This is a genomic window from Sphingopyxis sp. MWB1 (genome assembly GCF_000763945.1).
GTDB lineage: Bacteria > Pseudomonadota > Alphaproteobacteria > Sphingomonadales > Sphingomonadaceae > Sphingopyxis.
The window spans coordinates 1,923,077-1,948,320 of sequence record NZ_JQFJ01000002.1 but is presented as its reverse complement, the minus strand read 5'-3'; the positions used below and the strand labels follow the sequence as shown (position 1 = coordinate 1,948,320).

Here is a 25,244-nt window from a genome sequence, read left to right as displayed (position 1 = left end):
CGCCGCATGTGCCGAATCATTCGGCAGGTGTGCAGATTTTTCGAGGAACAAGGGCCATGGCCAAGCCGACGACCGTCAAGATCAAGCTGGTGAGCACCGCTGACACGGGCTTTTTCTATGTCACCAAGAAGAACCCGCGCACGATGACCGAAAAAATGTCGGTGCGTAAATATGACCCGCGTGCGCGCAAGCATGTCGAGTTCAAGGAAGCCAAGATCAAGTAAGGCCGCGCCCGTTCGGCCTGCCGAACGAACAAGCGTGCCTCACGCCCCGATGGCTTCGGGAATGAAGGGCGGCTTTGCGCCGCCCTTTTTCGTGCGCGCTTGCCAGTGCCGCTTCCTGCTATAGTCCAAAGCGGACCCGCCCCTCCGCATCCATCGGCCAGGTGGGATTCCACGCAATCTCCCACGCATGATCGTCGGGGTCGGCGACATAGCCGCGATATCCGCCATGCGGCGGGGCATCGGCGGGCCGGATGATACGCCCGCCCGCTTGGGCGAGACGCGCCATCAACGGCTCGACATCTTCTTTTTCGGCAACATTATGCGCCAGCGAAAAGGCGCCGGGTGTCACCAAATCAAAGCGGTTCATATCCTTCGCCAGCGCCGATCGGTCAAAGGTGCCGAGGACGAGCCCGTTCATCTGATAAAAAATAATCTCGTCATTCTCGAATATCGGGGTCCAGCCAAATCCTTCGCTATAAAAATGGCGCGACCGGGCACGATCATCGATGCCCAGCGTGATGACGGAAATTTGTTGTTGCATGGCCAAGCCTTTCTTTCGCCGCAAGGGGTGCGGCGTTTCCGGGTCTTGGGACACGACGCCGGGGGCGAAGGTCAGGGCCCGCTTGCGCGGGGGCCGGGCCAACCGCACCGACCTCCCCTTTTTCGACGATTTTCCAATAAGCCGAATCGGGAGGTCGCGCAACGCCTGCCGGGTCTTCAGCCCAGCCGCAGCGGGCGGCGCGCCGCGTCATTCTCGATCACCGTGCGAATGGTGATCAGCGTCGTGAAACTATGGACCCCCTTGTCCTCGCTCAGCGCGCGGCGGGTGAAAGCGTCATATTCCTCCATCGTGCCGACCTGCACTTTCAGCAGATAATCCTCGTCGCCCGTGACTTCCCACGCGCCGGTCACCTCGGGATGGCGGGTGATTTCGCGGGCAAAGCTGTCGATGGCGCGCACCCCGGCCTGCTCCATCCGCACCATGACATGCATGGTCAGCGCCGACCCGGTCAGCGCGGGGTTCACCACCGCAATATCGGCGACGATTATCTTTTCCTCACGCAAGCGGCGCAGCCGCCGCAGCACGGCGGAAATCGACAGCCCTACCTTGTCGGCCAGCGTGCGGGCGGGCTGCAGATTATCCTCGCGCACCAGTTGCAGCAGCCGCCGGTCGAAATCATCCAGGTCGATCTTTTTTTGCATAACAGCCTTTTTAACGCAAAAATTAGTCGCTTTCATTGCGAATTTTGGCGCCAATAATATGTCGACTCATATTATAGAGATTCGCGGCGCCGCTGCTCCCCCTCTCCCTCTCATGGGCGGCGGCGCCGATCAGGAGACAGAAAATGAAGCGTATCGTTTCGCGGCCGCAGTGGCTCGCAAATTGCTGGACCGTGCTGGTCGATGCGTCAAAGGCGGCGGTTGCCATTCACTATGACGCTCCCTGGGAACGCAAGGATGGTCGCCCCGCATAAGGCGGCGCGGTGATCCGGTCGTTCGACCCGGCAACCCCTTGATGGATGAACGGAAAAGGGCGGCCCCGGTGCCGCCCTTTTCTATGGGCGCTATCCGCAGAAAAAATCAGGCAAAAGCCCCGACATTCTCGATAAATTTGATCACCGAAATCGGCTTGGAGACATAGGCTTCGGCCCCGGCGGCGCGAATCTCTTCCTCATCGCCCTTTCCGGCATAGGCGGTCACCGCCATGATCGGCACGGCTTTCAGCGCGGCATCGCCCTTCATCTGCTTGATCAGCTCCAGCCCGCTGACATGGGGCAACTGAATATCCATGATGATCAGGTCGGGCGCGATTTCGCGGGCGCGCGCCAGCGCATCGCGCCCGTCGCGTACCGGATGCGCGGCATAGCCATGGGCGTTGAGCAGGTCACAAAACAGCCGCAGGTTCAGCTCATTATCCTCGACGACCAATATCGTCTTGCCCATGATTTTCGGCTTCCCCACTTGCGTCCCGCCTTCGTTTAGGCGAATCGGCGGCAGGACACAATCATCTGGCCCGCAGCCTGTGCCGCCGGGCCTGCGCTCACCCGCATCGGGCGGGGAAGGGAAGGAAAAATTGCGCGATTCCGACGCTGCCCTCGCGCTTCAGGCGCTGGGCTGGATTTTGAGCGACGAGCCGCGCGCCGAACGGCTGCTGGGGATGACCGGCCTTGCGCCCGATGATCTGCGCGCCTCGCTCGACAGCCCTGCGACGCTCGCCGCCATATTGGCCTTTCTCGCCGCGCATGAGCCCGATCTGCTCGCCTGCGCCAACGCGCTGGACGTGGGCCCCGACGTCCTTATCGCCGCTGCCGAGCGGCTCGACGGAAACCAGAGGATTGATCTATGACCCGCCCGCTTCTCATCACCGATTGCGACGAGGTGCTGCTGCACATGGTCGTCCCCTTTGCCCAATGGGTCGATGAAGCCCATGGCGTGCTGTTCCGCATGGAGGACGCCAGCTTCGCCCGCGCGCTCAAGCGCAAGCAATGCGGCACCCCGCTCGAAGCTGCCGAGGTCTGGCCGCTGCTCGACGGTTTCTTCAGCACCGAAATGGCGCGCCAAAATCCGATTGCCGGCGCCATGGCGGCGATGGCGGCGATTGGTAAGGAGGCCGATATTGTCATCCTCACCAATGTCGGCCCCGAACATCAGGCGCGCCGCGCCGACCAGCTCGCCGCGCTCGGCCTTCATGCGCCGGTGATCGGCAGCCGCGGCGGCAAGGGCGGTCCCGTCCGCCGCCTGCTCGACGAATATCAGCCCCCGGTCGCCATTTTCGTCGACGATCTGGCCGGCCATCACCAGTCGGTCGCCGCCGAAGCCCCCGAAGTCTGGCGCCTGCAAATGGTGGGTGAGCCTGTCATCGCCGGCAAAGTCGCCCCCGCCGATCATGCCCATGCGCGGATCGACGATTGGGACGCGGCGCGCGACTGGATTTTGGCGCGCATCGCCGAAAATATCCCCGCGCCCGCCCCCGAATCCGTTTAGAAAGGATCATCATGACCATCGCTGCCAAACTCGCCGAACTCGGCCTTGAACTGCCCCAGCCCGCGGCCCCCGTCGCCGCCTATGTCCCTGTTGTCGAACAGGGCGGCCTCTTGCACGTCAGCGGCCAATTGCCCTTCCGCGATGGCGCGGTGGTCACCGGGCGGCTCGGCGAGGGGCTTGACGAAGCGGCGGGCTATGATGCCGCGCGGCGCTGCGCCCTCATGCTGCTCGCGCAGATTGACCGGGCGGTCGGCGGCGACTGGTCGCGCGTGGAAAAAATCGTCAAGCTCGGCGTGTTCGTCAGCAGCAGCCCCGATTTCACCGGCCAGCCAAAGGTCGCCAATGGCGCATCCGAATTGATGGAGGCAGTGCTCGGCGAAGCAGGACGCCATGCGCGCAGCGCGGTCGGCGTCGCCGCCCTCCCGCTCGGCGCGGCAGTCGAGGTTGACGCAATCGTGGCGGTGAAAGCGGGCTGAGCCATCATGGCGGAGGCCGACCCGCCCACGCACAGCATCCGCATTGGCACCGGCATCGCCGAGGTCGATGCGGGCGCGTGGAATGCGCTGGCGGGGGATAGCAACCCTTTCCTCAGCCATGAATTTCTGGCGCTGCTCGAAACCTCGGGCAGCGTCGCGCCGGGGAGCGGATGGCAGGCCGCACCGCTGCTCGCCACCGACGCGGCGGACCGGCTGGTCGCCGCCGCCCCCGCCTATCTGAAGGCGCATAGCCAGGGTGAATATGTCTTCGACCACGCCTGGGCCGACGCCTGGGAGCGCGCGGGCGGCGATTATTATCCCAAGCTGCAGATCGCCGTACCCTTCACCCCCGTTCCCGGCCCCCGCCTGCTTGCAAAGGCCGAGGAGGAAGCGAGCCTGCTGATCCGCGCCGCCGAAGCGGTGGTGCGGCAAAATGGCCTCTCCTCGGCGCACGCGACCTTTGTCGCGCCCGAACAAATGCCCCTGTTCGAACGCGCGGGCTGGCTGGTGCGCCGCGACGTGCAATTTCATTTCGCCAATCCCGGCTATGCGAGCTTTGACGATTTTCTCGCGACGCTCAATTCGGCCCGCCGCAAACAGCTTCGCAAGGAACGCGCCCGCGCGGTCGCCGGGCTCCGGGTCGAGGAACTGAGCGGCGATGCGCTCCGCCCCGAACATTGGGACGCGATGTGGCTATTCTATCAGGACACGGGCGCGCGCAAATGGGGCCAGCCCTATCTGACCCGCGCGGCGTTCGACCTGTTGGGCGAACGCATGGCCGACCGTATCATCCTGCTCATCGCCTATGACGATGACCGGCCCGTCGCGGGCGCGCTCCATTTTCTGGGCGCCGACACCCTCTATGGCCGCTATTGGGGATGCCTTGCCGATATTCCCTTCCTGCATTTCGAGCTTTGCTATTATCGCGCCATCGACATCGCCATCGCACGCGGCCTCCGCCGGGTCGAGGCAGGGGCGCAGGGCGGGCACAAGCTCGCGCGCGGCTATGGCCCCGTCGCGACATGGTCGGCCCATTATATCGCGGACCCCGGCTTCCGCCGCGCCGTTGCCGATTTTCTGGACGGCGAACGCGCCGCCGAAGAGGCCGAAATCGAATGGCTCGAGGGGCATATGCCGTTCAAGCGGTCGGATTAAATGGGTTTTCGCGCAAAGCCGCAAAGGCGCGAAAATATAATCTCACACAAAGACACGAAGGCACAAAGAAGGCAGCGGCTTTCCGCGACCCTTGTCCCATGCTCTGCATTGGCGGGACCGGCCGGACCATGTCCGGCCCTTTTCAGTCAGGATGAGAAGACAGCGCGACGCGCCATTGGATGCGCGCCCTCTTTGTGCCTTCGTGTCTTTGTGTGAGACTCTTCCAGCACCCATCTTTTGAGTTCACGCGGAGACGCGGAGACGCGGAGGGGCCTTGCCGCAAAACGGCTTTCTTCCTCCAGCTTCGCCTCGGATATGCCCGCGTCATAATGGAAGATAGAGGGCCTATCGGCCCAAGTCTGATTCTCCGCGCCTCCGCGCGAAAATTTTCTCTTCTTCCTCTGCGCTCTCTGCGGCTCTGCGCGAAATATTCAGGACCTTTCGTCCACCCCTGACCACGGACCGCAGCACAGGATAAGATTCGCGCAGAGCTGCAGAGATTCGCGCGCCCTCATTCCCGTCATTGCGAGGAGCCCGGACCTGTCTGGGGGACGAAACAATCCTCCGCTATCGGCAACATTCGAACGCTGGCTGGAGATTGCTTCCCCAGGCTATGCCGGGCTCGCAATGACGCTTGATGGACAGGAAGGGAGGAAAGGACGCCGCTAGCCCTTGGCCCCGGCGCTTCGCCTCTAAAAATTACGCCGCAAACTGCCGCGCGGTCGGTCGCCGGGCGGTTTCGTCGAGCCAGGCGCGCGCTTGGCGCTGCGCTTCGGCGATTTCGTCGCGGCTCATTTCGCTCGCCAGATCGGCGCGGCATTGCTGCCCTTTCGGGCTGCCGCCCAGCGCGGCGAGATTGAACCATTTATGCGCCTGGACCAGATCGACATCGACTCCGCCGCTGCCGGTGGAAAAGGCGATGCCCAAATCAAAATAGGCGTTGGCGTCGCCGCGCGCTGCGTCGAGCAGGCGGCTTTCGATCAGATATTGGGCAGATTTCAGACTGTTCGCCATGATCATCCCCTCAATGCCTCCACCCCACAGGGAGGCCTCGGGGACCAGAATTTGCCCTTTATGGTCAACAAAGCGTTAACACGCGCGAACTTTTCCGGGGAAAAACCCGGTTATTGGTTAAATTCAATAGCTTGCGTTAACGGCATGATTGTCGATTAATCGCGTCTTTCCGATTCGCGCCGCCGCCAACAGGCGCGCGGGCGGGCGATATTGCTGCAATCGCTCCAGACTTTCGGCATCAGCGAGCGCGATATAGTCGATGCTGTCAAAGCCGCCGGCGAGGATCGCCGCCTCGGCATCGGCCAGCGCCTTGCCTACATCGGCGCCCCCCGCAATGGCCGCCGCTGCCTGTTGCAATGCCGCGGGAAAAGCCGCCGCCGCCTTGCGCTCCTCGGCCGACAGATAGGCATTGCGTGAGGAGAGGGCGAGGCCGTCATGGTCGCGCGCAATCGGCGCCCCCAAAATCTCGACCGGGAAATCAAGGTCGCGTGCCATGCGGCGGATGATCGCGAGCTGCTGCCAGTCCTTCTCGCCGAAAACGGCCACATCGGGCTGCACCTGGTTGAACAGCTTGGCGACGATGGTCGCGACCCCGTCGAAATGGCCGGGGCGCGCGGCGCCGCAATAATCGGCGCCCAGTTCGGCGACTTCGATATGGCTGCTATGTCCCTCGGGATAGACGGTGGCCACATCGGGCGCCCACAGGATCGCCGTTCCTTCGCCGCGCAGCAAGGCGGCATCGCGCGCCTCGTCGCGGGGGTATGCGGCAAAATCCTCATTCGGCCCAAATTGCGTCGGATTGACGAAGATGGAGGCGACGACATGATCCGCCGCCTCGCGGCCCATGCGGACCAGCGACAAATGCCCATCGTGCAGCGCGCCCATGGTCGGCACCAGCGCCACGCTCTTTCCGCCCTGTTTCAGCGCGACCACCGCTTCGCGCAGCGTTTCGATATCACGGATGATTTGCACGCTCGCTCGCCCTCCGATATTGGCGGCAGGATCAAATATGCCACCGATGCGGCCGCCATGCCGCGCCAACAGGAAAATCGCAACGGCCATGACAAGCGCAGCTCCCCACCGGATCATCTTTGCCAATGAAAAAGGGGGGACGGGCAAATCGACCTGTGCGGTGCATTTCGCCGTTGCCTTGGCCAGCCAGGGGTGGCGCGTCGCCGGGCTTGACCTCGACCCGCGCCAGCGCACTTTTCACCGCTATCTGGACAATCGCACGCAAACGGCAAAGCGGCGCGAGATTGACCTGCCCATCCCCCGCTTCGAAGTGTTCGAAGGCTCGACGATCGAGGAGATGGAGGAACAGGTCGCGCGATTGAGCGAGGGCGCCGATTATTTCTTCGCCGACACGCCGGGCCGCGACGATATGTTCGCGCGCCATATCGCGACCACCGCCGACACGCTCGTTACCCCGATGAACGACAGTTTCATCGACTTTGACCTTATCGGACAGGTTGATCCCGAAAGCTTTCAGGTCACCCGCCCCAGCTTTTATTCCGAACTCATCTGGGACACGCGCAAGGCGCGCGCCAAAAGCGATGGGCGCACCATCGACTGGATCATCCTTCGCAACCGGCTCCAGCATGTGGAGGCGCATAATATGCGCCGCGTCGGCGAAGCGCTCGACCAATTGTCGCGCCGCGTCGGTTTCCGCGTCATTCCGGGGCTGGGCGAGCGCGTGATCTACCGCGAACTTTTCCCCGCCGGGCTGACCCTGCTCGACAAGGCGCATCTTGGCGGCATGGGCATGGGCCATGTCGTCGCGCGGCAGGAACTGCGCGAGGCGATGGGGGGTTTGAACCTTCCCGAACGCGAAAAATTGCATCCCGACGGCGATTTGTTCGCGGCGGCCTGACCCCCCTCTTCTCCTGACCAGCCGGAGCTTTGCCATGACTCATAACTTCCACCCGACGATGCTGCGCGAATATGATATTCGCGGCGTTGTCGGCGATACACTGTCCGATGCCGACGCCTATGCCATCGGGCGCAGCTTTGCGACCATGGTCGCGCGCGCGGGCGGCACGCGGATCGCGGTGGGTTATGACGGGCGCCTGTCCTCGCCGATGCTCGCCGATGCGCTGGTGCGCGGCGTCACCGATGCGGGTGTCGATGTGCTCAACGTCGGCCTCGGCCCCACGCCGATGCTCTATTATGCCGCGGCGACACAGGATGTCGCGGGCGGTATTCAAATCACCGGCAGCCACAATCCCCCCGACTACAACGGCTTCAAAATGACGCTGCAGGGCCGCCCCTTCTATGGCGCGGACATTCAGGCGATCGGAACGATGGCGGCGGCGGGCGACTGGGAAAGCCCCGCTGCGGACGGAAAGGGGACGGCAGAGACTGTCGACATTCTCGACGCCTATGTCGACCGGCTGGTCGAAGGCTTTGCGGGGACCGCCTTTCGTATCGGCTGGGACGCGGGCAATGGCGCGGCGGGCCGGGTGATCGAAAAATTGACCGAGCGGCTGCCCGGGGAGCATCATCTCCTCTTCACCGACATTGACGGCACTTTTCCCAATCATCACCCCGACCCGACCGAGGAAAAGAATCTCGCCGATCTTCGCAAGCTGGTCGCAGAAAAGAGCCTCGATTTCGGGGTGGCCTTCGATGGCGACGGCGACCGCATCGGCGCCATCGACGGGCAGGGCCGGGTGATCTGGGGCGACCAGCTTCTGCAAATCTATGCCGCTGCCCTGCTGAAAGACCATCCCGGCGCGACGGTGATCGCCGATGTAAAGGCCAGCCAGGCGCTGTTCGACCGCGTTGCCGAACTCGGCGGCCAACCTCTGATGTGGAAAACCGGCCACAGCCTGATCAAGGCCAAGATGAAGGAAACGAACAGCCCGCTGGCGGGCGAGATGAGCGGCCATATCTTCTTCGCCGACCGCTATTATGGCTTTGACGATGCGCCCTATGCTGCCGTCCGCCTGATCGAGGCGGCAGGGAAGCTCGGCCAAAGCGTCACCGATTTGCGCGGCGGCATGGCACCCATGGTCAACACCCCCGAAATGCGTTTTCAGGTCGATGAGGCGCGCAAATTCGCGATCGTCGATGAAGTTTTGGACCGGCTGGCAACTTCCGGGGCGCAGGTGGACCGCACCGATGGCGCCCGCGTCCTCACCGACGATGGCTGGTGGCTCTTGCGCGCTTCCAACACCCAGGACGTGCTCGTCGCTCGCGCCGAAGCCGCCGACGAGGCCGGTCTCGCCCGCCTCGTCGCCGCCATCGACGAGCAGCTTGCTCTCTCCGGCGTCCAGCGCGGCCCCCAGGCCGGACATTAGGCGCCGGGCCGCAGGCTGCCCACCAAGCGCCCGTCTCAAGTGACGCTGCGCGGCACTTTTACTAACTTCCGGCTCTTTTTCAGGCAGACCTCGCTGCCTGAAAAGGCAGCCTGCAAAAATCCTGCCAGATTGACGCTGGCGCCCCTCCTCGGGTAACGCCTGCGCATGACCGACGAAAGCCTCCCGGCGACCCGCGCCGCTGACGATCATGGCGTGGCCGATCACGTCGCCCATGTCCAGGAAGATGCCGCGGCCGGCAACGGCCTTGCCGTGGTGTCCATCGCCAAAAGCTATGACAAGCGCGTCGTCCTGTCCGATGTGTCGCTGTCGGTGGCAAAGGGCGAAGTGGTGGGCCTGCTTGGCCCCAATGGCGCCGGGAAAACCACCTGTTTCTATTCGATCATGGGGCTGGTGAAGCCCGACGCAGGACGCATCATGCTCGACGGCGCCGATATCACCACCTTGCCCATGTATCGCCGCGCCATTTTGGGGCTCGGCTATTTGCCTCAGGAAACCTCGATCTTTCGCGGCATGACGGTCGAACAGAATATCGCCGCCGTGCTCGAACTCGCCGAACCCGACAAGATCGCCCGGCAACAGCGGCTCGACGAATTGCTCGAGGAATTTGGCCTCACCCGCCTGCGTTCGGCGGCGGCGATGGCGCTTTCGGGCGGTGAACGCCGCCGCGCCGAAATCGCCCGCGCGCTCGCCGCCAATCCGTCGATCATGCTGCTCGATGAACCTTTCGCAGGCATCGACCCGATTTCGATCAGCGATATTCGCGATCTCGTCGCCGATCTCAAAACGCGCGGCATCGGCGTGCTGATCACCGATCATAATGTGCGCGAAACGCTCGACCTCGTCGACCGCGCCTGCATCATCTATGACGGCAAGGTGCTGCTCGCGGGCTCGCCCGCCGAACTGGTCGCCGATCCCGAGGTCCGCCGCCTCTATCTCGGCGAGGGCTTTTCGCTTTGATGCGGTAAGATGTAATGGCGTTGGGACCACGCCTCGATTTACGCCAGTCACAATCGCTGGTGATGACGCCGCAGCTTCAGCAGGCGATCAAGCTGCTTGCGCTGTCGAACCTTGAACTGGAATCCTATCTCGCCGACGCGCTGGAGGGCAATCCGCTGCTCGACACGGCGTCGAACGACGGTGAGGACGGCGGCAGCGACGCCGGTCCCGAACAGGCGGACGACGCGCCCGTCGAAATGACGCTGGTGGAGGCCGATCAGGCGCTCTCCTCCGATGGGGGAACCGCCGCCGACCTCGACGCCGACTATATGTCCGAGCAATTTCACCACGACAGCGCCAGCGATTGCGTCGGCCTGTCGGGCGATGGCGAAGGGATCGACTTCGACGGCTTTGCAGGTGCCGCGCCGACGCTTCACGAGCATCTGCTCGCGCAGGTGGGCGAGGTATTCGACGGGGTGGAGGCGATGCTCGCGCAGCAGCTTGTCGCGATGATCGACGAGGCCGGCTATTTGCGCGCCGACCTTGTCGACATGGCGCAGCGGCTGGGGGTGCCGCTCGCGCTGGTCGAGGATACGCTTGCGCGGCTGCAGACCTTCGATCCGTCGGGCGTCGGCGCGCGCGACCTGTCTGAATGTATCGCGATTCAGGCGCGCGAGGCCGATCGCTATGACCCCGCTATGGCGCGGATGATCGCCAATCTCGATCTGGTCGCCAAGGGCGCCTTTCCCCAGCTCAAGCGCATCTGCGGCGTCGATGACGAGGATCTGGCCGACATGATTCGCGAGCTTCGCAGCTATAATCCCAAGCCGGGGTTGCGCTTCGGCGGCGGCGCGGCACAGGCGGTGGTGCCCGACCTTTATGTGCGCCGGACAAAGGCAGGCTGGGCGGTCGAAGTGAACAGCGCAACGCTGCCCCGCCTGCTCGTCAACCGCCGCTATTATAACGAATTGTCGGGCGGCGCGGGGCGGGGCGGAAAAAACAAGGCGTGGCTTTCGGAACAGCTCGCCAGCGCCAATTGGCTCGTGCGGGCGCTCGACCAGCGCCAGCGCACCATTGTCAAGGTCGCAAGCGCCATCGTCAAACAGCAGGAGGGTTTCTTCCTGCACGGCGTGGCCCATATGCGCCCGCTCACGCTGCGGCAGGTGGCCGAAGAGATTGAAATGCACGAATCGACCGTCAGCCGGGTGACGAGCAATAAATATCTGTCCTGCGCGCGCGGGCTGTTCGAGCTTAAATATTTCTTCTCCAGCGGCATTTCTGCGACCGCAGGCGATGGCGCGGTTTCAGCCGAAGCGGTCAAGAGCCGCATTCGCGCGCTGATCGAGGCGGAGGAGCCAAAGGCCATCCTCTCCGACGATGCCATCGCCAAGAAGCTGGCGGCCGAGGGGCATGATATTGCGCGCCGCACCGTGGTCAAATATCGCGAATCGATGGGTTATGGCTCTTCGGTGCAGCGCCGGCGGCAAAAGGCGCTGGCGGGCTGAAACGCTCCCTAAAGCCGTTCGGGTCGAGCGAAGTCGAGACACCTGCCGGATGGCCCAAGGTCGAGGGGCATCTCGACTTCGCTCGATGTGAACGGAAAATGGGAGGTGAGCCTGCGAGCCGGTTGACTTTTAGCGCGCTTCCCCATAGGTGCGCCGCTTCGCGTAGTAACGCTTGAGATTTACGGACAAGAGCAATGAAGATTCGCAACAGCCTGAAGTCGCTGAAGGACCGTCACCGGGATAACCGCGTGATCCGCCGCCGTGGCCGGACCTATGTGATCAACAAGACCAACCGCCGCTTCAAGGCGCGTCAGGGCTGATGCCCCTGCGGGGCGCCCGGCGTCCCGCACGCGATTTTGAGCCAGCGTAACGCCGTCGGAGGATTCCGGCGGCGCTTTCGCGTGTCTGGAGGGATGATGATTCGCCGCTGTGTGATTTTCGATGTGGGCCGCGTCCTCTTCGATTGGGATTTACGTCATTTATTCGCAAAGCTGATCGACGACCGCGATGCGCTGGACGATTTTGTCACCCGCGTCGTAACGCCCGAATGGCATTTCCAGCATGACGCGGGCCGCCCGCTGGCGGAAATGCTGCCCGAGCGGAAGGCGGAGTTTCCCCAACATGCCGCGCTGATCGACGCCTATGCCGCGCGCTTCAACGAAAGCATCCCCGGTCCCATGCCGGGCAGTCTTGAACTGGTCGAGCGGCTGGATCAGGCGGGCGTCCCGCTCTTTGCCATCACCAATTTCGGCCATGAACTCTGGGAAGGCTTTCGCCCGACGCAGCCGATCTTTGACCGTTTCCGGGACATCATCGTCTCGGGCACCGAAAAGATGATGAAGCCCGATCCCGCCATCTATGCCCTTGCCATAGAGCGGTTCGGCATCGACCCCGCCGGCGCGCTGTTCATCGACGACGTCGCCGCCAATGTCGCCGGGGCCGAAGCCGCCGGGATCGGAGGGCACCAGTTTATTGATGCTGCCACATTGGAAGCGGAGTTGATCGCGCGCGGCTATTTGCCCGGCTGACCCGCCGCCTCGCGCTGCGGGGCAGACGCGATCGCGTCACGCGCAAGGGCCAGCGCCCTGTTTAGCGCCGCTTCGGCAGGGACGGCCACATCAGGCGCTACCCCCACGCCTTGCCAATTGGTCCCCGTGACCGGATTGATCGAACGCTGTTCGGGCAGGCTCAGCGCGAAATGCGGATGCAGGCGGCGATAGGCAAAGGGGTTCGCCCCGCCGCCCGTCACTTCGCCCACCACCACCGCGCGGCCCAGCGCCTGCAGATCATAAGCAAGCGCCTCGGCCGCAGAAAAAGTCCGTTTGGCTGTCAGCAGGAAAAGCGGCTTCTGTTCACCAAAGCGGCGACCTTCCGGCGCTGATCCCGATATCCGCGGCGTCAGCCGGTCGGTCGGCCGGTCATAAACGCCGCTCAGCGGTGATCCGGGCGGCAAAAGATGCGCGAGGATCAGGTCGAGGCTTTCCATTCCGCCGCCATTGCGGCGCAGGTCGATAATCAGCGCGTCGCCTTGGGCAACGAGCTGCATCGCCGCCTCGATTACATCGCCGCCCATCGCCGGCGGGGGAAAGACGCGCAGGTCGAGCAGCATGATATTGCTGTCAAGCCGCTCGACCTTCTCGACCCCATGGTTGAGATGCGCGCCATAATAGCGCTCCAGCTCGCCCGCCGCGAACTGCTCTTCGCCGTCTTGGGCCGGGATCGGGGCGGCGCTGTAGTCGACCGCCAGATGCCCGTCGCCCGACCGGTTGCGCAGCCAGCGCGTCAGCGCGGCGGCAAGGGCGGGCCCGTCATGGACGGCGCTCCACGCAGGGCGATTTATCCGCAGGTCGCGGGCCAATCCTTCGCCAAGCGCCGGATCGACATAGCGGGTTTCGAGCAGCTCTGCGGTGGCCTCGATCACCGCCGCCTTGTCCTTCGCCGTAACCGTCTGCGCTGTCGCCTGGGGGGCGGACAGGGCGGCCATGATGATCGCAAGCCAGAATCTCATCGCTTCAGCTCCTCCGATATGCGCGCGCGAAAATCATGGCGCGACAATTCTGCCAGCGCGCTGTCGACAATATCGCCGAGCGGATGGGGCAGGGCGGCGTCGAGCGCCGTCGCCGCGCGGTCCGCTGCCGCCCAAATCGGTTGAAGCTGCGGGATCATCGCCTGCGCCTTGGCGGACAGGGCATAGCGCCGCTCGCGCCGGTCGGGCCCGGTAACCGCCTCCACCAGCCCGGCGCGCGCCATGGTCTGTAAGGTCTGGGTGGCGGCGGGCTGCGTTACGCCCAGCGCGCGCGCCGTTTCGCCCACCGACAGCGACCCGCGCGCCATCAGCAGCCGGAAACAGGGGAAAAAGCGCGGGCGAAAATCGAGTTCCGCCTCCCGATATATCTGCTCCACCGCATCATCGAGCGCGGAAATCAGCAGGCGCAATCGGGTGCCAAGGCCGGGAGAAGAAGACATATATAAGCGCTTATATAATTATATTCGCGCTGACAAGGCCCTTTAGACCGTCGCTACCGGGCACTGGCAGTAGCACTGGCACTGGCCTGGGAGGGGAGGGGCGACCGCCCCCCTTGCGTTCGGCGCCTTAGCGTTCGACCCCCAGCTGCGTCAGGATGAAGGCATATTCCTCCGCATCCTCGCGCAGTGCGCCCCAGCGACCCGATTTGCCGCCATGGCCCGCGCCCATATTGGTGCGAAGGAGCAGCAAGGCGTCATTGGTGCGCGTCGCGCGCAGCTTCGCGACCCATTTGGCGGGTTCCCAATAGGTGACGCGCGGATCGTTCAGCCCGGCGGACACCAGCATCGGCGGATAGGCCTTGGCGCTGACATTGTCATAGGGGCTGTAGGACAGCATATAGTCGAACGCCGCCTTGTCGGTGATGGGATTGCCCCATTCGGGCCACTCGCCGGGGGTCAGCGGCAGCTCTTCATCGACCATGGTGTTGATCACATCGACAAAGGGCACCCCCGCCAGCACCGCGCCCCAAAGCTCGGGCGCTTCATTATAAACGACGCCCATCACTTGGCCGCCCGCCGAGCGGCCCTCGATCGAAATCTTGCCCGCGCTGGTATAGCCCTTGGCGATCAGCCCCTTGGCGACATCGATAAAGTCGTGGAATGTGTTGGTGCGCTGGTCGGTCTTGCCCGCCAGATACCAGGCACGGCCCAGATCGTCGCCGCCGCGGATATGGGCGATGGCATAGATCATGCCGCGGTCGATCAGGCTCAGCCGCGTGGTCGAAAAGCCCGGTGGCACGCGATAGCCATAGGAGCCATAGGCATAGAGATGGAGCGGCGCGCTGCCGTCGAGCTTTGTACCCTTTTTATAGACCAGCGATGCCGGGATCATTGTCTTGCCGTCGCGGCTGGGAAGATTAACCCATTCGGTGATATATTGCGATGCGTCGTAACCCGAAGGGATTTCCTGCACTTTCAGTGTTTCGAGCGTCCCGCTCGCGACATCATAGTCATAGACGGTGTCGGGCGTGACCATCGATTCATAATCGATCCGCAGCTTGTCCTGATGATATTCGGGATTATCGCCGAGGCCCGCGACATAGGTTGCCTCGGGAAAGGCAATGCGTCCCGGCGTCAGCGGGGTGTCATAGGAGCGCACGTCAATCTGATCGAGCCCCTGCTCGCGCGTTTCGAGGACGAAATAATCGCGGAAAATGGCAAGGTCGGTGATGTAGGTGGAATCGGACCCGGGGATCAGCGTGGTCCACTCGCCCGGCCTGTCGATCGAGGCGGTGGCGATGCGGAAATTGGGATGCGTGTCATTGCTGTGGACATAAAGCAGCCCGTCGCGCTCATCGACGCTATATTCGCGCCCCTTCTGGCGGGGTGATACCAGCAGGGGTTCCGCTTCGGGATCATCGGCGGGAAGCAGATAGACTTCGCTCGTTTCATTATCGCCCGTGGCAATGATGATATAATTGTCGGCGGCGGTTTTTCCGATGCCGACGCCGAAGCCGATATCGGCTTCCTTGTACAGCAGCCTGTCCTCGGCGACGGGTGTGCCCAGCCTGTGCAACCGGACATTGTCGGTGCGCCAATTCTCGTTCGCCAGCCCATAGAGCAGGGCGTCGCTGTTCGCGGTCCAGATCAGCGCGGACAAGGTGCCCGGAATGACGTCGGGCAGCATCTCGCCGGTTTCCAGATTGCGAAAACGCACCTCGAAACGCTCCGAACCATTGTCATCAAAGGCATAGGCCATCAGGCGGCCATCAGGGCTGATCGACAGATCGGCGAGGCGGAAATATTCCTTGTCCTTCGCCAGCGCCACTTCATCAAGGATCAGCGCGGCCTCGCCGCCCGCGACGGGCCTGCGATACCATTTCTTATATTCGGCGCCTTCTTCATATTCGACCCAGTAAAGCCAGTCGCCATCCTTTTGCGGAACGCTGGCATCGGCTTCCTTGATCCGGCCCTTCATTTCCTGAAACAGCGTTTCCACCAGCGCGTCATGCGGCTTCATCGCTGCCTCGAAATAGGCATTTTCCGCCTTCACATAAGCCAGCACATCCTCGTCATCGATCGTCGGATAATCGGGATCGCGCAGCCAATGCCACGGATCCTCGAACGTCCGGCCATGCAGGGAAAAGCTGTGGGGGCGCTGCTCGGCGACGGGCGCGGCGGGCAGGGCGGGGGGCGTCTGGGTCAATTCACTCTCTTTCTCTTCGGCAAAGGCGGCGGTGGGCGCGACAAGCGGGGTGGCAATTGCGGCAAGAAGCATCCAAATAGCACGCATGATCATATTCCCCGCGATCTTCGCCCGACGGGCCGAAGCGGGTGGTGTAGAAACAAGGAAGCGATAATGTCCAGCCCCGTTCATGCCGACCGCCTTTCCCGCTTGCGCGCCGAGCTCGCTGCGCGCGGCCTCGATGGTTTTATCGTGCCGATCAGCGATGAGCATATGAGCGAATATGTCGGCGATTATGCCCAGCGCATGGCGTGGCTGACCGGTTTTGGCGGTTCGGCAGGTACGGCGGCGGTGCTTCCGGAAAAGGCCGCCGTCTTTGTCGATGGCCGCTATACGGTGCAGGTGCGCGATCAGGTCGATGGCGCGCTCTTCGATTATGTTGGCGTGCCGCAGTCGAGCGTGGCCGAATGGCTGGGCGCCAATATCAGTGCGGGCCAGAAAATCGGCTATGATCCCTGGCTGCACGCCATCGACTGGGCGCGGTCGCTGGAGGCTGCGCTGGCAGCGCGCGGAGCGGAACTTGTCGCCGTCGACACCAACCCCCTCGACGCGGTGTGGGAGGATCAGCCTGCGCCCAGCAAGGCGGTGGTGACCGTCTATGATACGGCGCTGGCCGGCCAGTCGGCCGCGGAAAAGCGCGCGAGCATCGCCGACTGGCTGCGCGCCGAAGGGCTCGACACCACGGTGATGACCGCGCTCGATTCGGTCGCCTGGACCTTCAACCTGCGCGGGCAGGATGTCACCCATACCCCTGTCGGCCTTGCCTTTGCCCTGCTCCATGCCGACGCCACGGCCGATTTGTTCATCGCGCCGGAAAAGGTCGATGATGCGGTGCGCGCGCATCTCGGCAACAGCGTGCGGATCCACGACCGCACGGCGTTCGAACCCGCACTCGCCGAACTGGCGGGCAAGAAGGTCGCGGTCGATCCCGATCGCGCCGTGGCGGCGATCTTTACCGCGCTGGAAGGCGCCGGCGCCGCCATCGCGCGGCGCCGCGACCCGGCGGTGCTGCCCAAGGCGATCAAGAATCCGACCGAGCTTTCCGGTACGCGCGCCGCGCATATCCGCGACGGGGTCGCGGTGGCGCGCTTCCTCAAATGGATGGAGGAACATGCACCGCAGGGGGGACTCGACGAACTGGGCGCTGCCGCGCAGCTCAAGGCATTTCGCGAGGAAAGCGGTGCGCTGATCGACCTCTCCTTCGACACGATTTCGGCGGCGGGCCCCAATGGCGCGCTTCCTCACTATAAGGTCGATGAAACGACCAACCGCGCGATTGAACCCGGCACGCTTTATCTCGTCGATTCGGGTGGGCAATATTGTGACGGAACGACCGATATCACGCGCACCATTCCCGTCGGCACGCCGACGGCAGAAATGCGTCGCCGCTTCACGCAGGTGCTCAAGGGACATATCGCCCTCGCGACCGCGCGCTTCCCCACAGGGACGCGGGGCAGCCAGCTCGACATATTGGCGCGCCAATATCTGTGGGCCGACGGGGTCGATTATGCCCATGGCACCGGCCATGGCGTCGGCGTCTATCTCGCCGTGCACGAAGGGCCGCAGCGTATCGCCAAGCCATCGGGCGGGCAGGCCGGGACCGAGGAGCCGCTCCATGCCGGCATGATCCTCTCGAACGAGCCGGGCTATTACAAGGCGGGCCATTTCGGCATTCGCATCGAAAATCTGGTGGTCGTCACCCCGCTTCGCATCGACGGCGCGGAAGAAGAGATGCTGGGTTTTGAAACCATCACTTTCGCGCCAATTGCGCGGGAATTGATCGACGGGGCGATGCTGTCTGCGTCGGAGGCCGACTGGCTCGACGCCTATCATGCCGAGGTGCTGGCCAAGCTTGGCGGCGCGATGGGCGCGGAAGATCGCGCCTGGCTCGAAGCGGCCTGCGCCCCCATCGAGCGCTCTTCTGCGGCATTGGCGGCCTGAGGCATGGCCGCCGCCTTGCGTCAGGATGTTCCCCTTGCCCATTTCCCGGTTCGCGAAACGGTGCGCGTCCGTTTCAACGAGATTGATGGTCAGCAGATCGTCTTCAACGCCAATTACCTCGTCTATGCCGATATCGGCGTAACCGAATATTTTCGCGCTTTGGGGGCGGGGCAGCCTGGGCTATATTTTAACCAATATGGTACAGATATTCGCGAATATCATTGCGAAATCGATTATCATGCTCCGGCGCGGCTGGATGACCGAATCACTATTGCCGCCCGGATCAGCCGATTTGAACGCACGCGCTTCACTGTTCACTGCGCCATTTTCCGGGAAGCGGATCGGTTGACCGATATTGAGATTGTCTATGCACATATCGACCGCGACAATGGCGAGGCGGTATTGCTGCCCGGCAGTTTTATCGCAGAAGTCCGCCGTTTTGAGCCCGTTATGCCGATACAGCCTCAGGGGTCTTAAGGCGCCAAATCACTCTCAACCAAAAAGGTCGAAAAAAAGGGCCGCCCAAGGGCGGCCCGAAAAGTTTTTGGGAGAGGATGCCTAAAAGGCAAGTGTGATATTGCAGTGCACAATGAATTTCGCAACTGCTAATTGCACATTTGGTATTGCAGATTTTGCAATCAATGGGTGGCCGCGCCACATTTTGGCTCTTTGATGATGGAGGCCACAGGCGCCGTTCCTCTCGCAAAGTGATGGAACATCACCTAAGACGGACAGCATGAAACTGTTCAGCAACGTCGACATTACGGGCGGCTTCTCGGACTTTTGGGACTATATACGCCAGCCTCGTCCGCATCGCTGGCCCTTGTGGGGGCTCGCTGTGGCGATTTCGCTCGTCATTTTTTACGGCCTTTCCAAATATATTGTTCCTTATGAGCGCCCCAAGCCGCAGATTATCTATTTCGAGAATTGGACTGCCGATCGCTCGGAATCCGATGTGCGCGCGGACTGGGTGGCGCGGGCAAAGGAGACGACTCGTCGGAACGCGGAGCGTCGGGCGCAATATCAAAAACTCGCGGACATGATGGGGGTCGAATATGATTCGGCAGAGGCAGACAAGGTAACGCGCGAGACGTTAGGCCCGGATACCGATGAGATCGGAACAAGACCGAACTCCCCCCAGCGTTCTACTCTGGCCGAACGGGCTGCGCGAGGGCCGCAGTCGGGCGACACGGAGCAACGATAGCGGCTTATGCAGCGCCCTTTTGAAGATGCGGACTGGATGGCGGCGACCGTTGCTCTGGCGGATCGGGGTCGCATGTCGGCCGCTCCAAATCCGAATGTCGGGTGCCTGATACTGAACAATGGCCGGGTTGTCGGACGCGGCTGGACTCAGCCGGGCGGGCGCCCGCATGCCGAGGCTGTCGCGCTCGATCAGGCGGGTTCTGCTGCGCGCGGCGCAACTGCCTATGTGACTTTGGAGCCCTGCGCACATGAAAGCCCGCGCGGCTCCTGCTGCGCGGATCTTTTGATCGGGGCTGGCGTCGCGCATGTCGTAATTGGCACGCGGGACCCCGATCCGCGAACTGATGGCGCGGGTATCGCCCGTCTCCGCGCAGCAGGAATTGAGGTTCGTGAGGGTGTCGGTGCGGCTCAGGCCCGTGCGATCATGGCGCCTTGGTGGACCCGCGCTACCGCTGCGCGATCCTTTGTCACGCTCAAACTGGCAACATCGCTCGACGGGCGCATCGCGATGGCAGACAGATCAAGTCGTTGGATCACCGGTGAACGCGCGCGGGCCCATGCGCATCTGGAGCGTGCACGACATGAGGCGATTCTGGTCGGGCGCGGTACATTGACCGCTGATGCCCCGCGGCTCGATGTGCGGCTGGCGGGGCTGGAACATCATTCGCCCCGGAAATATCTCCTCACAAGCGGGATGGCGCCTGACGGCTGGACGGCGGTGTCTCGGCCGGAGGATTCGATGAACGAGGTCAATTCGCTGTTGGTCGAGGGCGGAGCCGGGGCCGCGGCGGCTTTTCTCGCCGCCGACCGGGTCGACCGCCTGCTTCTCTATCGCGCGCCTATCCTCATCGGGGCGGGGCGCGCTGCGCTGGGCGATATCGGTCTGGCCGATCTGGCAGAGGCCCATGGCCGCTGGCGCCTGATGGACAGTCATATGCTTGGCAGCGACCGGCTCGACGTCTACGAGCGGGTCAGCAAAGGATAGGCACATATGTTCACCGGCATCATCACCGACATCGGCACCATTCGCAGCCGCGAGGATCGCGGCGATACCCGTCTGGTCATATCGACGGCCTTTGATGTCGACTCGATTGATCTGGGTGCGTCCATTGCCTGTTCCGGCGCATGCCTGACGGTGGTCGACAAGGGACGCGACGACGGGGGAAACTGGTTCGCCATCGATGCCAGCGCCGAGACACTGGCCTGCACGGCGCCTGCCATGTGGGATGCCGGTCGGCGTCTTAATCTGGAACGTGCGCTCAAGGTCGGGGACGAGCTGGGTGGCCATATTGTCACCGGCCATGTCGATGCGGTCGGCCACATTGTCGCCGTCGAACCGGCGGGCGACAGCGTCAAATTGACGGTCGAGACTCCGGCGTCCCTCGCACCCCATATTGCCCCCAAAGGCTCGATCACGCTCGATGGTATTTCGCTGACCGTGAATGCGGTGGAGGATCAGGCGGATGGCAGCGCGCATTTCACGCTCAATATCATTCCGCACACCCAGGAAATGACGACGCTGAACGAAGCGGCCCCCGGCCGCCCGGTCAATCTGGAGATTGATATATTGGCGCGCTATCTGGCGCGGATGCAGGCACGCGCCGCCTGACAGCCATTTCATCGCACCCTCTGCCCCGGCATGAGGCGCAGGGTGTTGGGGTCCTCAGCCTTCTCTCCAGCCCGCGGCAAGATCGGGGTCGGCGGCGATCATCGACCGGCGTATCGCCAGCCGTCCGATCCGCAAGAGCTCTGCCTTGCGGCGTGCGGGTGCCAGCTTGCAGTCCTGCGCCTCGCGGACAATGGCGGCGCCATAGCGATCGGCAACGATAAGGCCCGAGCTTTCGGGACGATAGGCTTCCTCGCTCAGAATGGCGGGATCGAGCCCGGGGGCGAGTGCCCAGTAAAATTTGTCGCACCAGTCACAATAATCGGGCCATTTGGCATCGCCGTGCAAATCGGCGCGGCTGACCTTGATTTCGACGATGATGATGTTGCCTTTGGCATCAATGGCGGTGAGGTCGGTACGGCGCCCATTGGGCAAGGGGACTTCGGGAAGGGCAACCAGCCCCGCCTGCGCGAACAGGCGGCAGACACCGCGCGCCACCTCGGGGGCCGTTACGGCTCCGCTGTTCATGGATCGGCGCGATTTCTGTCGGGCGCTTGCGCTGCCTGCCACCGCGCCTTGATCATCGCGCTGGTCTGGCGGCTGCCGTCGTGGCTCCAGCCGGGTTCGCGCCACAGATAGGATAATTTGTGGCGCCAGGGTGCGGACCAGACATCTTTGGCGATCCCCGCCCATTCATGGAAAGCCGCCCATAATATGTTGAAACTGCCCAATTGCCGGACAATGCCATAGCGCACCGGCTCCTCGTCGCGTTCGGGCACAAAACTGCCGAACATCCGGTCCCAGATGATGAAGACCCCCGCATAATTGGCGTCGAGATAGCAGGGATTCACGCCGTGATGGACGCGGTGATGCGACGGGCTGTTCATCACCGCCTCAAACCAGCGCGGCATGCGCCCAATGGCTTCGGTATGAATCCAGAATTGATAGATGAGGTTCAGCCCCGCGCAGAAAAAGACCATCGCTGGCGGAAAGCCGATCAGAAACAGCGGCAGGCGGAAGAGGAATCCCAGGCTGAAAAAGCCCGTCCATGTCTGCCGCAGCGCCGTCGACAGATTATAATGCTGGCTGCTGTGATGAATAACATGGCTTGCCCAGAACCAGCGAATGCGATGCGCGCTGCGGTGAAAGACATAATAAGCCAGATCGTCCAGAACGAAGCAGAGCAGCCAGGCCCACCACCAGCGCTCAAAGCCAAGGCCAATGTCGAAAAGCCGAAACTGATGGACCCACAGCGCCATGCCGACAATGGCGGCCCCAAACAGGGCCCCGGCAACCTGGCTGCCTGTGCCCAGTAGCAGTGACGTCAACGTATCGCGTGCTTCATAGCGGCGCGGATCCCGCCGACGCGCAACTATCATCTCCGCAATCAGCAGAAGAATGAAAGCTGGAACGGCGTAGATTACGGGGTCAGGAAGTTCAGCCATGACCGCTTATACCTGTCGAACTACCGAATCGTGGGCCGCCTGGGGAAGATTCGGTGCAAGACGCCGCATCCGGCTCGCCCATCGGCCGGCCTCCTTACCAAGATTTAGCGTGACGGTCCCGAAACGGCGATCGGGACTCGACAGGATCAGGAAATATTTGTCGAGGCGGACGATTGTTTGCGTATCGACCGGACGCGCGGCAAAATGATTGCCGTGCGCGCGAACGAGCATCATTTGCCCTTGGCCATTGTCAATCAGCGCGGCAAAGCCCGCGCGGTCACGAGCGACCTCGGTCCCGCCAAAGCCTGGTTCGGCGTCTTCGGCCAGCCCAATGGCATGAGCATCATCCTTGATCCGGGCCTCATGACCAAGGCCCATGGCCTTGACCAGCCATGCGACAAAGAGCACCACAATCAGCGAAGCCCCTGTCTGAGCCAACAGGGTTGTGGTCACGCTCGGCCTGCGAGGGCGTCCATCATGGGGCGCAGCCCTGAAAGATCATAGCCAGCGGCGGAGGCGGCGTTGCAAATGGCATCGACATCGTCTCCCGCGCGTGCGCGCGCCAGCGCCCATAAATGGGTCGAGCGGGTTCCGGACCGGCAATAGGCCAGTATCGGCCCTTGACTATCCTGCGTCAGTCCGTCCAGCGCATCGAGCTGAGCATGGCTGAAACCGGAATGGCCAATGGGGATGGCAGCATAAGCGAGTCCTGCCTCCGCACAGGCGGATGCGATATCCGCATCTTGCGGTGCCGACGGATCTTCGCCGTCGGGGCGGTTGTTCACAATCATGGCAAAGCCAGCAGCCTTAGCGGCTGGGACATGCTCCAGCGAGATTTGCGGGGCAACGCTATAGTCGGCAGACAAGTTTCGAAAATCGCTCATATCCGCGATCTATAGGGCCGCAGTCGCTACTGACAAGCGCGAAAGCCGCCCAGCCGCGCGGATCAGAAGCGGCGAATGACGGCCAGAAAGGCCTCCCCCCAGGCTTCGAGCTTCTTTGTTCCTACACCGGGGATTTGGCCCATGGCGCGGAGCGAGGTCGGCCGTTCGTCTGTCATCGCACGAAGCGCTGCATCGTGGAAAATGACATAAGGCGGGACGCCGGCCTCAATCGCCAGCTCGCGGCGCGTGGCACGCAGTGCCTCGAACAATGGATCCCCCACCGGGTTCAACGCCGCGCTTCCATTCGCAGCGCGCTTGGTTCGCCGTGCGGGCGGCTCGGCCATCAGCACCGGTGCCTCCCCCTTCAAAACGGGGCGGGCTGCCGGACCCAGCGTCAAGCCGCCATGCTCCGTGGTGTCGAGCGCTTCACGGGCCATCAAGCTTCGGACCAATGGCTTTATCAGTCGCGCTTCTTCGCCCTCCACAATGCCAAAAACCGACAGGCGATCATGGCCGCGTGCCTCGATCCGCTCGTCCCGGCGTCCGGTCAGCACCGCTTCGACATGGCTCGCGCCATAGCTTTGGCCGGTGCGATACACCGCCGAAAGCAGTTTCTGCGCCAGTATCGACACGTCGAGCTGGGCTGGCGGTTCCAGGCAATTGTCGCAGTTGCCGCAGCGGGGCGGCGGGGACTCTCCAAAATGGCGAAGTAACAGGGCACGTCGGCATTCAACCGTTTCCACCAGCGCGGCCAAGGCGTTCAGCCGCGCTCGCTCGCTGGCTATGCGTGCTTCCGGCAGTTCGGCCAGCCGCATGCGCGCGCGCGCAAAATCGTCCGCACCCCACAGCATCAGCGCTTCCGCCGGGTCGCCATCCCGTCCCGCGCGTCCGGTTTCCTGATAATAGCTTTCGATGGACTTGGGCAGGCCCGCATGCGCGACGAAGCGGACATCGGGCTTGTCGATCCCCATGCCAAAAGCCACGGTTGCGGTGACAATGCCGTCTTCGGACGCCACGAAATCATGCTGAACGCGCGCGCGAAGTTCGGGGTCGAGACCGGCATGATAGGCAGCCACGGGACGGCCCGTTGTCTGGGCAAGTTGTGCGGCCAGTCGTTCGGTCCCATTGCGCGTCGGGGCATAAACAATTCCGGGGCCCGGATTGGCGGCGATGAAATCGTTCAACTGGCGCGACGGGCTGACGCGGGGACGGATGCGGTAACGGATATTGGGCCGGTCAAAACCAGCGAGCACGAGTCCATCGGCGGGAATGCCGAGCTGCACCAATATATCCTCGCGCGTATGCTTGTCGGCGGTAGCGGTGAGCGCGAGCCGAGGCACAGCGGGAAACGCATCGAGCAATGGGCGCAACAGGCGATAGTCGGGGCGGAAATCATGTCCCCATTCGCTGACGCAATGGGCTTCATCAATCGCGAAAAGCGTGGGCGCGCGCGCTTCGAGCAAGGCTCGGAAGCCATCGCCCGTAGCGCGTTCGGGGGCAACATAGAGGAGATCGAGGCCTCCTTCGCGATAGGCTTGGCGCGTGTCGGCCTGATCGGCATCGGCGCTCGTCAGGCTTGCCGCGCGAATGCCCGCCGCCCGGGCTCCGCGTAACTGATCATGCATCAAGGCGATGAGAGGGGAGACGACCACCACACAACCATCCCTCGCGACGGCCGGCAATTGATAGGTCAACGATTTTCCCGCGCCGGTCGGCATGACCGCGAGTGTATGGTTCTTGGCCATGACCCGCGCAATCACATCCGCTTGCCGCCCACGAAATGCGTCAAAACCAAAGGTCGCTTTCAGAAGCGGGCGCAGGTTGTCGGTAATCATGGCC

General features: G+C 63.0%; 30 protein-coding genes. 17 read left to right on the top strand and 13 right to left on the bottom strand.

The features are described from left to right. Window positions 1–56: 56 nt before the first annotated feature. Window positions 57–224 carry a 50S ribosomal protein L33 gene (gene rpmG / locus JV18_RS0109720; RefSeq protein ID WP_003042331.1) on the top strand — a complete coding sequence of 56 codons (168 nt, stop codon included), beginning with the start codon at window positions 57–59 and terminating at the stop codon, window positions 222–224. A 118-nt stretch (window positions 225–342) separates the two neighbouring features. Here rpmG and JV18_RS0109715 read toward each other — a convergent pair whose 3' ends face one another. Together JV18_RS0109715 and JV18_RS0109710 are read right to left on the bottom strand one after the other, a co-directional pair. Next, complete coding sequence (locus JV18_RS0109715) at window positions 343–765, bottom strand: VOC family protein (RefSeq protein WP_033075215.1); 423 nt, start codon at window positions 763–765, stop codon at window positions 343–345. 176 nt (window positions 766–941) lie between these two features. Beyond that, on the bottom strand, window positions 942–1,427 hold the full coding sequence (locus JV18_RS0109710) for an Lrp/AsnC family transcriptional regulator (protein ID WP_033074324.1): 486 nt from the start codon (window positions 1,425–1,427) through the stop codon (window positions 942–944). 143 nt (window positions 1,428–1,570) lie between these two features. Here JV18_RS0109710 and JV18_RS15735 point away from each other — a divergent pair, with 143 nt between their 5' ends. Further along, a complete protein-coding gene (locus JV18_RS15735; RefSeq protein ID WP_268746266.1) occupies window positions 1,571–1,699 on the top strand; it encodes a hypothetical protein in 129 nt (42 codons plus the stop codon). A 106-nt stretch (window positions 1,700–1,805) separates the two neighbouring features. On the opposite strand, the gene JV18_RS0109700 is transcribed toward JV18_RS15735, so the two are convergent. Further along, window positions 1,806–2,168: a response regulator gene (locus tag JV18_RS0109700; protein ID WP_033074322.1), complete on the bottom strand. Its 363-nt coding sequence runs from the start codon at window positions 2,166–2,168 to the stop codon at window positions 1,806–1,808. Window positions 2,169–2,298: 130 nt separating this feature from the next. On the opposite strand from JV18_RS0109700, the gene JV18_RS0109695 reads away from it, so the two are divergent. From JV18_RS0109695 to JV18_RS0109680, 4 genes are read left to right on the top strand one after another with little or no spacing between them, the layout of a single operon-like run. Then, window positions 2,299–2,571 carry a DUF3572 family protein gene (locus JV18_RS0109695; protein ID WP_033075214.1) on the top strand — a complete coding sequence of 91 codons (273 nt, stop codon included), beginning with the start codon at window positions 2,299–2,301 and terminating at the stop codon, window positions 2,569–2,571. Beyond that, window positions 2,568–3,209, top strand: a complete 642-nt coding sequence (locus tag JV18_RS0109690) for a hypothetical protein (RefSeq protein ID WP_033074321.1) — start codon at window positions 2,568–2,570, stop codon at window positions 3,207–3,209. The genes JV18_RS0109695 and JV18_RS0109690 overlap by 4 nt, the downstream gene beginning before the upstream one ends. A gap of 11 nt (window positions 3,210–3,220) precedes the next feature. Further along, window positions 3,221–3,685, top strand: coding sequence for a RidA family protein (locus JV18_RS0109685; RefSeq protein ID WP_033074320.1), 465 nt, complete (start codon window positions 3,221–3,223; stop codon window positions 3,683–3,685). Between the two features lie 6 nt (window positions 3,686–3,691). Beyond that, on the top strand, window positions 3,692–4,840 hold the full coding sequence (locus JV18_RS0109680) for a GNAT family N-acetyltransferase (RefSeq protein ID WP_052071876.1): 1,149 nt from the start codon (window positions 3,692–3,694) through the stop codon (window positions 4,838–4,840). Between the two features lie 699 nt (window positions 4,841–5,539). Here the strand turns inward: JV18_RS0109680 and JV18_RS0109675 are convergent. Continuing rightward, window positions 5,540–5,854, bottom strand: coding sequence for a sel1 repeat family protein (locus tag JV18_RS0109675; protein ID WP_033075212.1), 315 nt, complete (start codon window positions 5,852–5,854; stop codon window positions 5,540–5,542). Between the two features lie 123 nt (window positions 5,855–5,977). Continuing rightward, entirely contained in the window at window positions 5,978–6,826 is an 849-nt protein-coding gene (gene panC / locus JV18_RS0109670; protein WP_033075211.1) for a pantoate--beta-alanine ligase, read from the bottom strand. A gap of 88 nt (window positions 6,827–6,914) precedes the next feature. Between panC and JV18_RS0109665 the strand changes: the two genes are divergently transcribed. The 6 genes from JV18_RS0109665 to JV18_RS0109640 all read left to right on the top strand — a co-directional run bounded on the left by JV18_RS0109665 (window position 6,915) and on the right by JV18_RS0109640 (window position 12,643). Next, window positions 6,915–7,724 (top strand): division plane positioning ATPase MipZ, encoded by an 810-nt coding sequence (locus JV18_RS0109665; protein ID WP_033074319.1) that lies wholly within the window; start codon window positions 6,915–6,917, stop codon window positions 7,722–7,724. Window positions 7,725–7,758: 34 nt separating this feature from the next. Beyond that, a complete protein-coding gene (gene pgmG / locus JV18_RS0109660; protein ID WP_033074318.1) occupies window positions 7,759–9,153 on the top strand; it encodes a phosphoglucomutase/phosphomannomutase PgmG in 1,395 nt (464 codons plus the stop codon). Window positions 9,154–9,318: 165 nt separating this feature from the next. After that, a complete protein-coding gene (gene lptB / locus JV18_RS0109655) occupies window positions 9,319–10,131 on the top strand; it encodes an LPS export ABC transporter ATP-binding protein (protein ID WP_033074317.1) in 813 nt (270 codons plus the stop codon). 14 nt (window positions 10,132–10,145) lie between these two features. Beyond that, window positions 10,146–11,615: an RNA polymerase factor sigma-54 gene (gene rpoN, locus JV18_RS0109650; RefSeq protein WP_033074316.1), complete on the top strand. Its 1,470-nt coding sequence runs from the start codon at window positions 10,146–10,148 to the stop codon at window positions 11,613–11,615. Between the two features lie 194 nt (window positions 11,616–11,809). Then, window positions 11,810–11,935: a type B 50S ribosomal protein L36 gene (gene ykgO / locus JV18_RS0109645; RefSeq protein WP_003046794.1), complete on the top strand. Its 126-nt coding sequence runs from the start codon at window positions 11,810–11,812 to the stop codon at window positions 11,933–11,935. A 96-nt stretch (window positions 11,936–12,031) separates the two neighbouring features. Continuing rightward, window positions 12,032–12,643, top strand: coding sequence for an HAD family hydrolase (locus tag JV18_RS0109640; protein ID WP_081944839.1), 612 nt, complete (start codon window positions 12,032–12,034; stop codon window positions 12,641–12,643). On the opposite strand, the gene JV18_RS0109635 is transcribed toward JV18_RS0109640, so the two are convergent. From JV18_RS0109635 to JV18_RS0109625, 3 genes are all read right to left on the bottom strand, one after another. Then, window positions 12,628–13,623 (bottom strand): S41 family peptidase, encoded by a 996-nt coding sequence (locus tag JV18_RS0109635; RefSeq protein ID WP_052071875.1) that lies wholly within the window; start codon window positions 13,621–13,623, stop codon window positions 12,628–12,630. The genes JV18_RS0109640 and JV18_RS0109635 overlap by 16 nt on opposite strands. Further along, window positions 13,620–14,081 (bottom strand): MarR family winged helix-turn-helix transcriptional regulator, encoded by a 462-nt coding sequence (locus JV18_RS0109630; protein ID WP_033074315.1) that lies wholly within the window; start codon window positions 14,079–14,081, stop codon window positions 13,620–13,622. Before JV18_RS0109630 ends, JV18_RS0109635 begins: the two co-directional genes overlap by 4 nt. Window positions 14,082–14,208: 127 nt before the next feature. Then, window positions 14,209–16,374: a S9 family peptidase gene (locus JV18_RS0109625; protein ID WP_443027776.1), complete on the bottom strand. Its 2,166-nt coding sequence runs from the start codon at window positions 16,372–16,374 to the stop codon at window positions 14,209–14,211. 66 nt (window positions 16,375–16,440) lie between these two features. Between JV18_RS0109625 and JV18_RS0109620 the strand changes: the two genes are divergently transcribed. From JV18_RS0109620 to JV18_RS0109600, 5 genes are all read left to right on the top strand, one after another. Next, window positions 16,441–18,267, top strand: coding sequence for an aminopeptidase P family protein (locus JV18_RS0109620; protein ID WP_033074314.1), 1,827 nt, complete (start codon window positions 16,441–16,443; stop codon window positions 18,265–18,267). Window positions 18,268–18,270: 3 nt separating this feature from the next. Then, the gene (locus JV18_RS0109615; RefSeq protein WP_033074313.1) at window positions 18,271–18,744 is read left to right on the top strand and encodes an acyl-CoA thioesterase; all 474 of its coding nucleotides are present in this window, start codon (window positions 18,271–18,273) and stop codon (window positions 18,742–18,744) included. 259 nt (window positions 18,745–19,003) lie between these two features. Further along, window positions 19,004–19,471 carry a hypothetical protein gene (locus tag JV18_RS0109610; protein ID WP_033074312.1) on the top strand — a complete coding sequence of 156 codons (468 nt, stop codon included), beginning with the start codon at window positions 19,004–19,006 and terminating at the stop codon, window positions 19,469–19,471. A gap of 36 nt (window positions 19,472–19,507) precedes the next feature. Next, the gene (ribD, locus tag JV18_RS0109605) at window positions 19,508–20,455 is read left to right on the top strand and encodes a bifunctional diaminohydroxyphosphoribosylaminopyrimidine deaminase/5-amino-6-(5-phosphoribosylamino)uracil reductase RibD (RefSeq protein WP_033075207.1); all 948 of its coding nucleotides are present in this window, start codon (window positions 19,508–19,510) and stop codon (window positions 20,453–20,455) included. A 6-nt stretch (window positions 20,456–20,461) separates the two neighbouring features. Further along, window positions 20,462–21,079, top strand: a complete 618-nt coding sequence (locus JV18_RS0109600) for a riboflavin synthase (protein WP_033074311.1) — start codon at window positions 20,462–20,464, stop codon at window positions 21,077–21,079. A gap of 54 nt (window positions 21,080–21,133) precedes the next feature. Here JV18_RS0109600 and JV18_RS0109595 read toward each other — a convergent pair whose 3' ends face one another. The 5 genes from JV18_RS0109595 to recQ form a co-directional block, all read right to left on the bottom strand. After that, window positions 21,134–21,604, bottom strand: a complete 471-nt coding sequence (locus JV18_RS0109595; RefSeq protein WP_033074310.1) for an MmcB family DNA repair protein — start codon at window positions 21,602–21,604, stop codon at window positions 21,134–21,136. Continuing rightward, a complete protein-coding gene (locus JV18_RS0109590; protein WP_033074309.1) occupies window positions 21,601–22,521 on the bottom strand; it encodes a sterol desaturase family protein in 921 nt (306 codons plus the stop codon). Before JV18_RS0109590 ends, JV18_RS0109595 begins: the two co-directional genes overlap by 4 nt. Before the next feature lie 6 nt (window positions 22,522–22,527). Further along, on the bottom strand, window positions 22,528–22,974 hold the full coding sequence (locus JV18_RS0109585) for a hypothetical protein (RefSeq protein WP_052071873.1): 447 nt from the start codon (window positions 22,972–22,974) through the stop codon (window positions 22,528–22,530). Continuing rightward, window positions 22,971–23,405, bottom strand: coding sequence for a TIGR01244 family sulfur transferase (locus JV18_RS0109580; protein WP_033074308.1), 435 nt, complete (start codon window positions 23,403–23,405; stop codon window positions 22,971–22,973). The genes JV18_RS0109585 and JV18_RS0109580 overlap by 4 nt, the downstream gene beginning before the upstream one ends. 62 nt (window positions 23,406–23,467) lie before the next feature. Continuing rightward, window positions 23,468–25,240, bottom strand: coding sequence for a DNA helicase RecQ (gene recQ, locus JV18_RS0109575; RefSeq protein WP_033074307.1), 1,773 nt, complete (start codon window positions 25,238–25,240; stop codon window positions 23,468–23,470). Window positions 25,241–25,244: the final 4 nt, after the last annotated feature.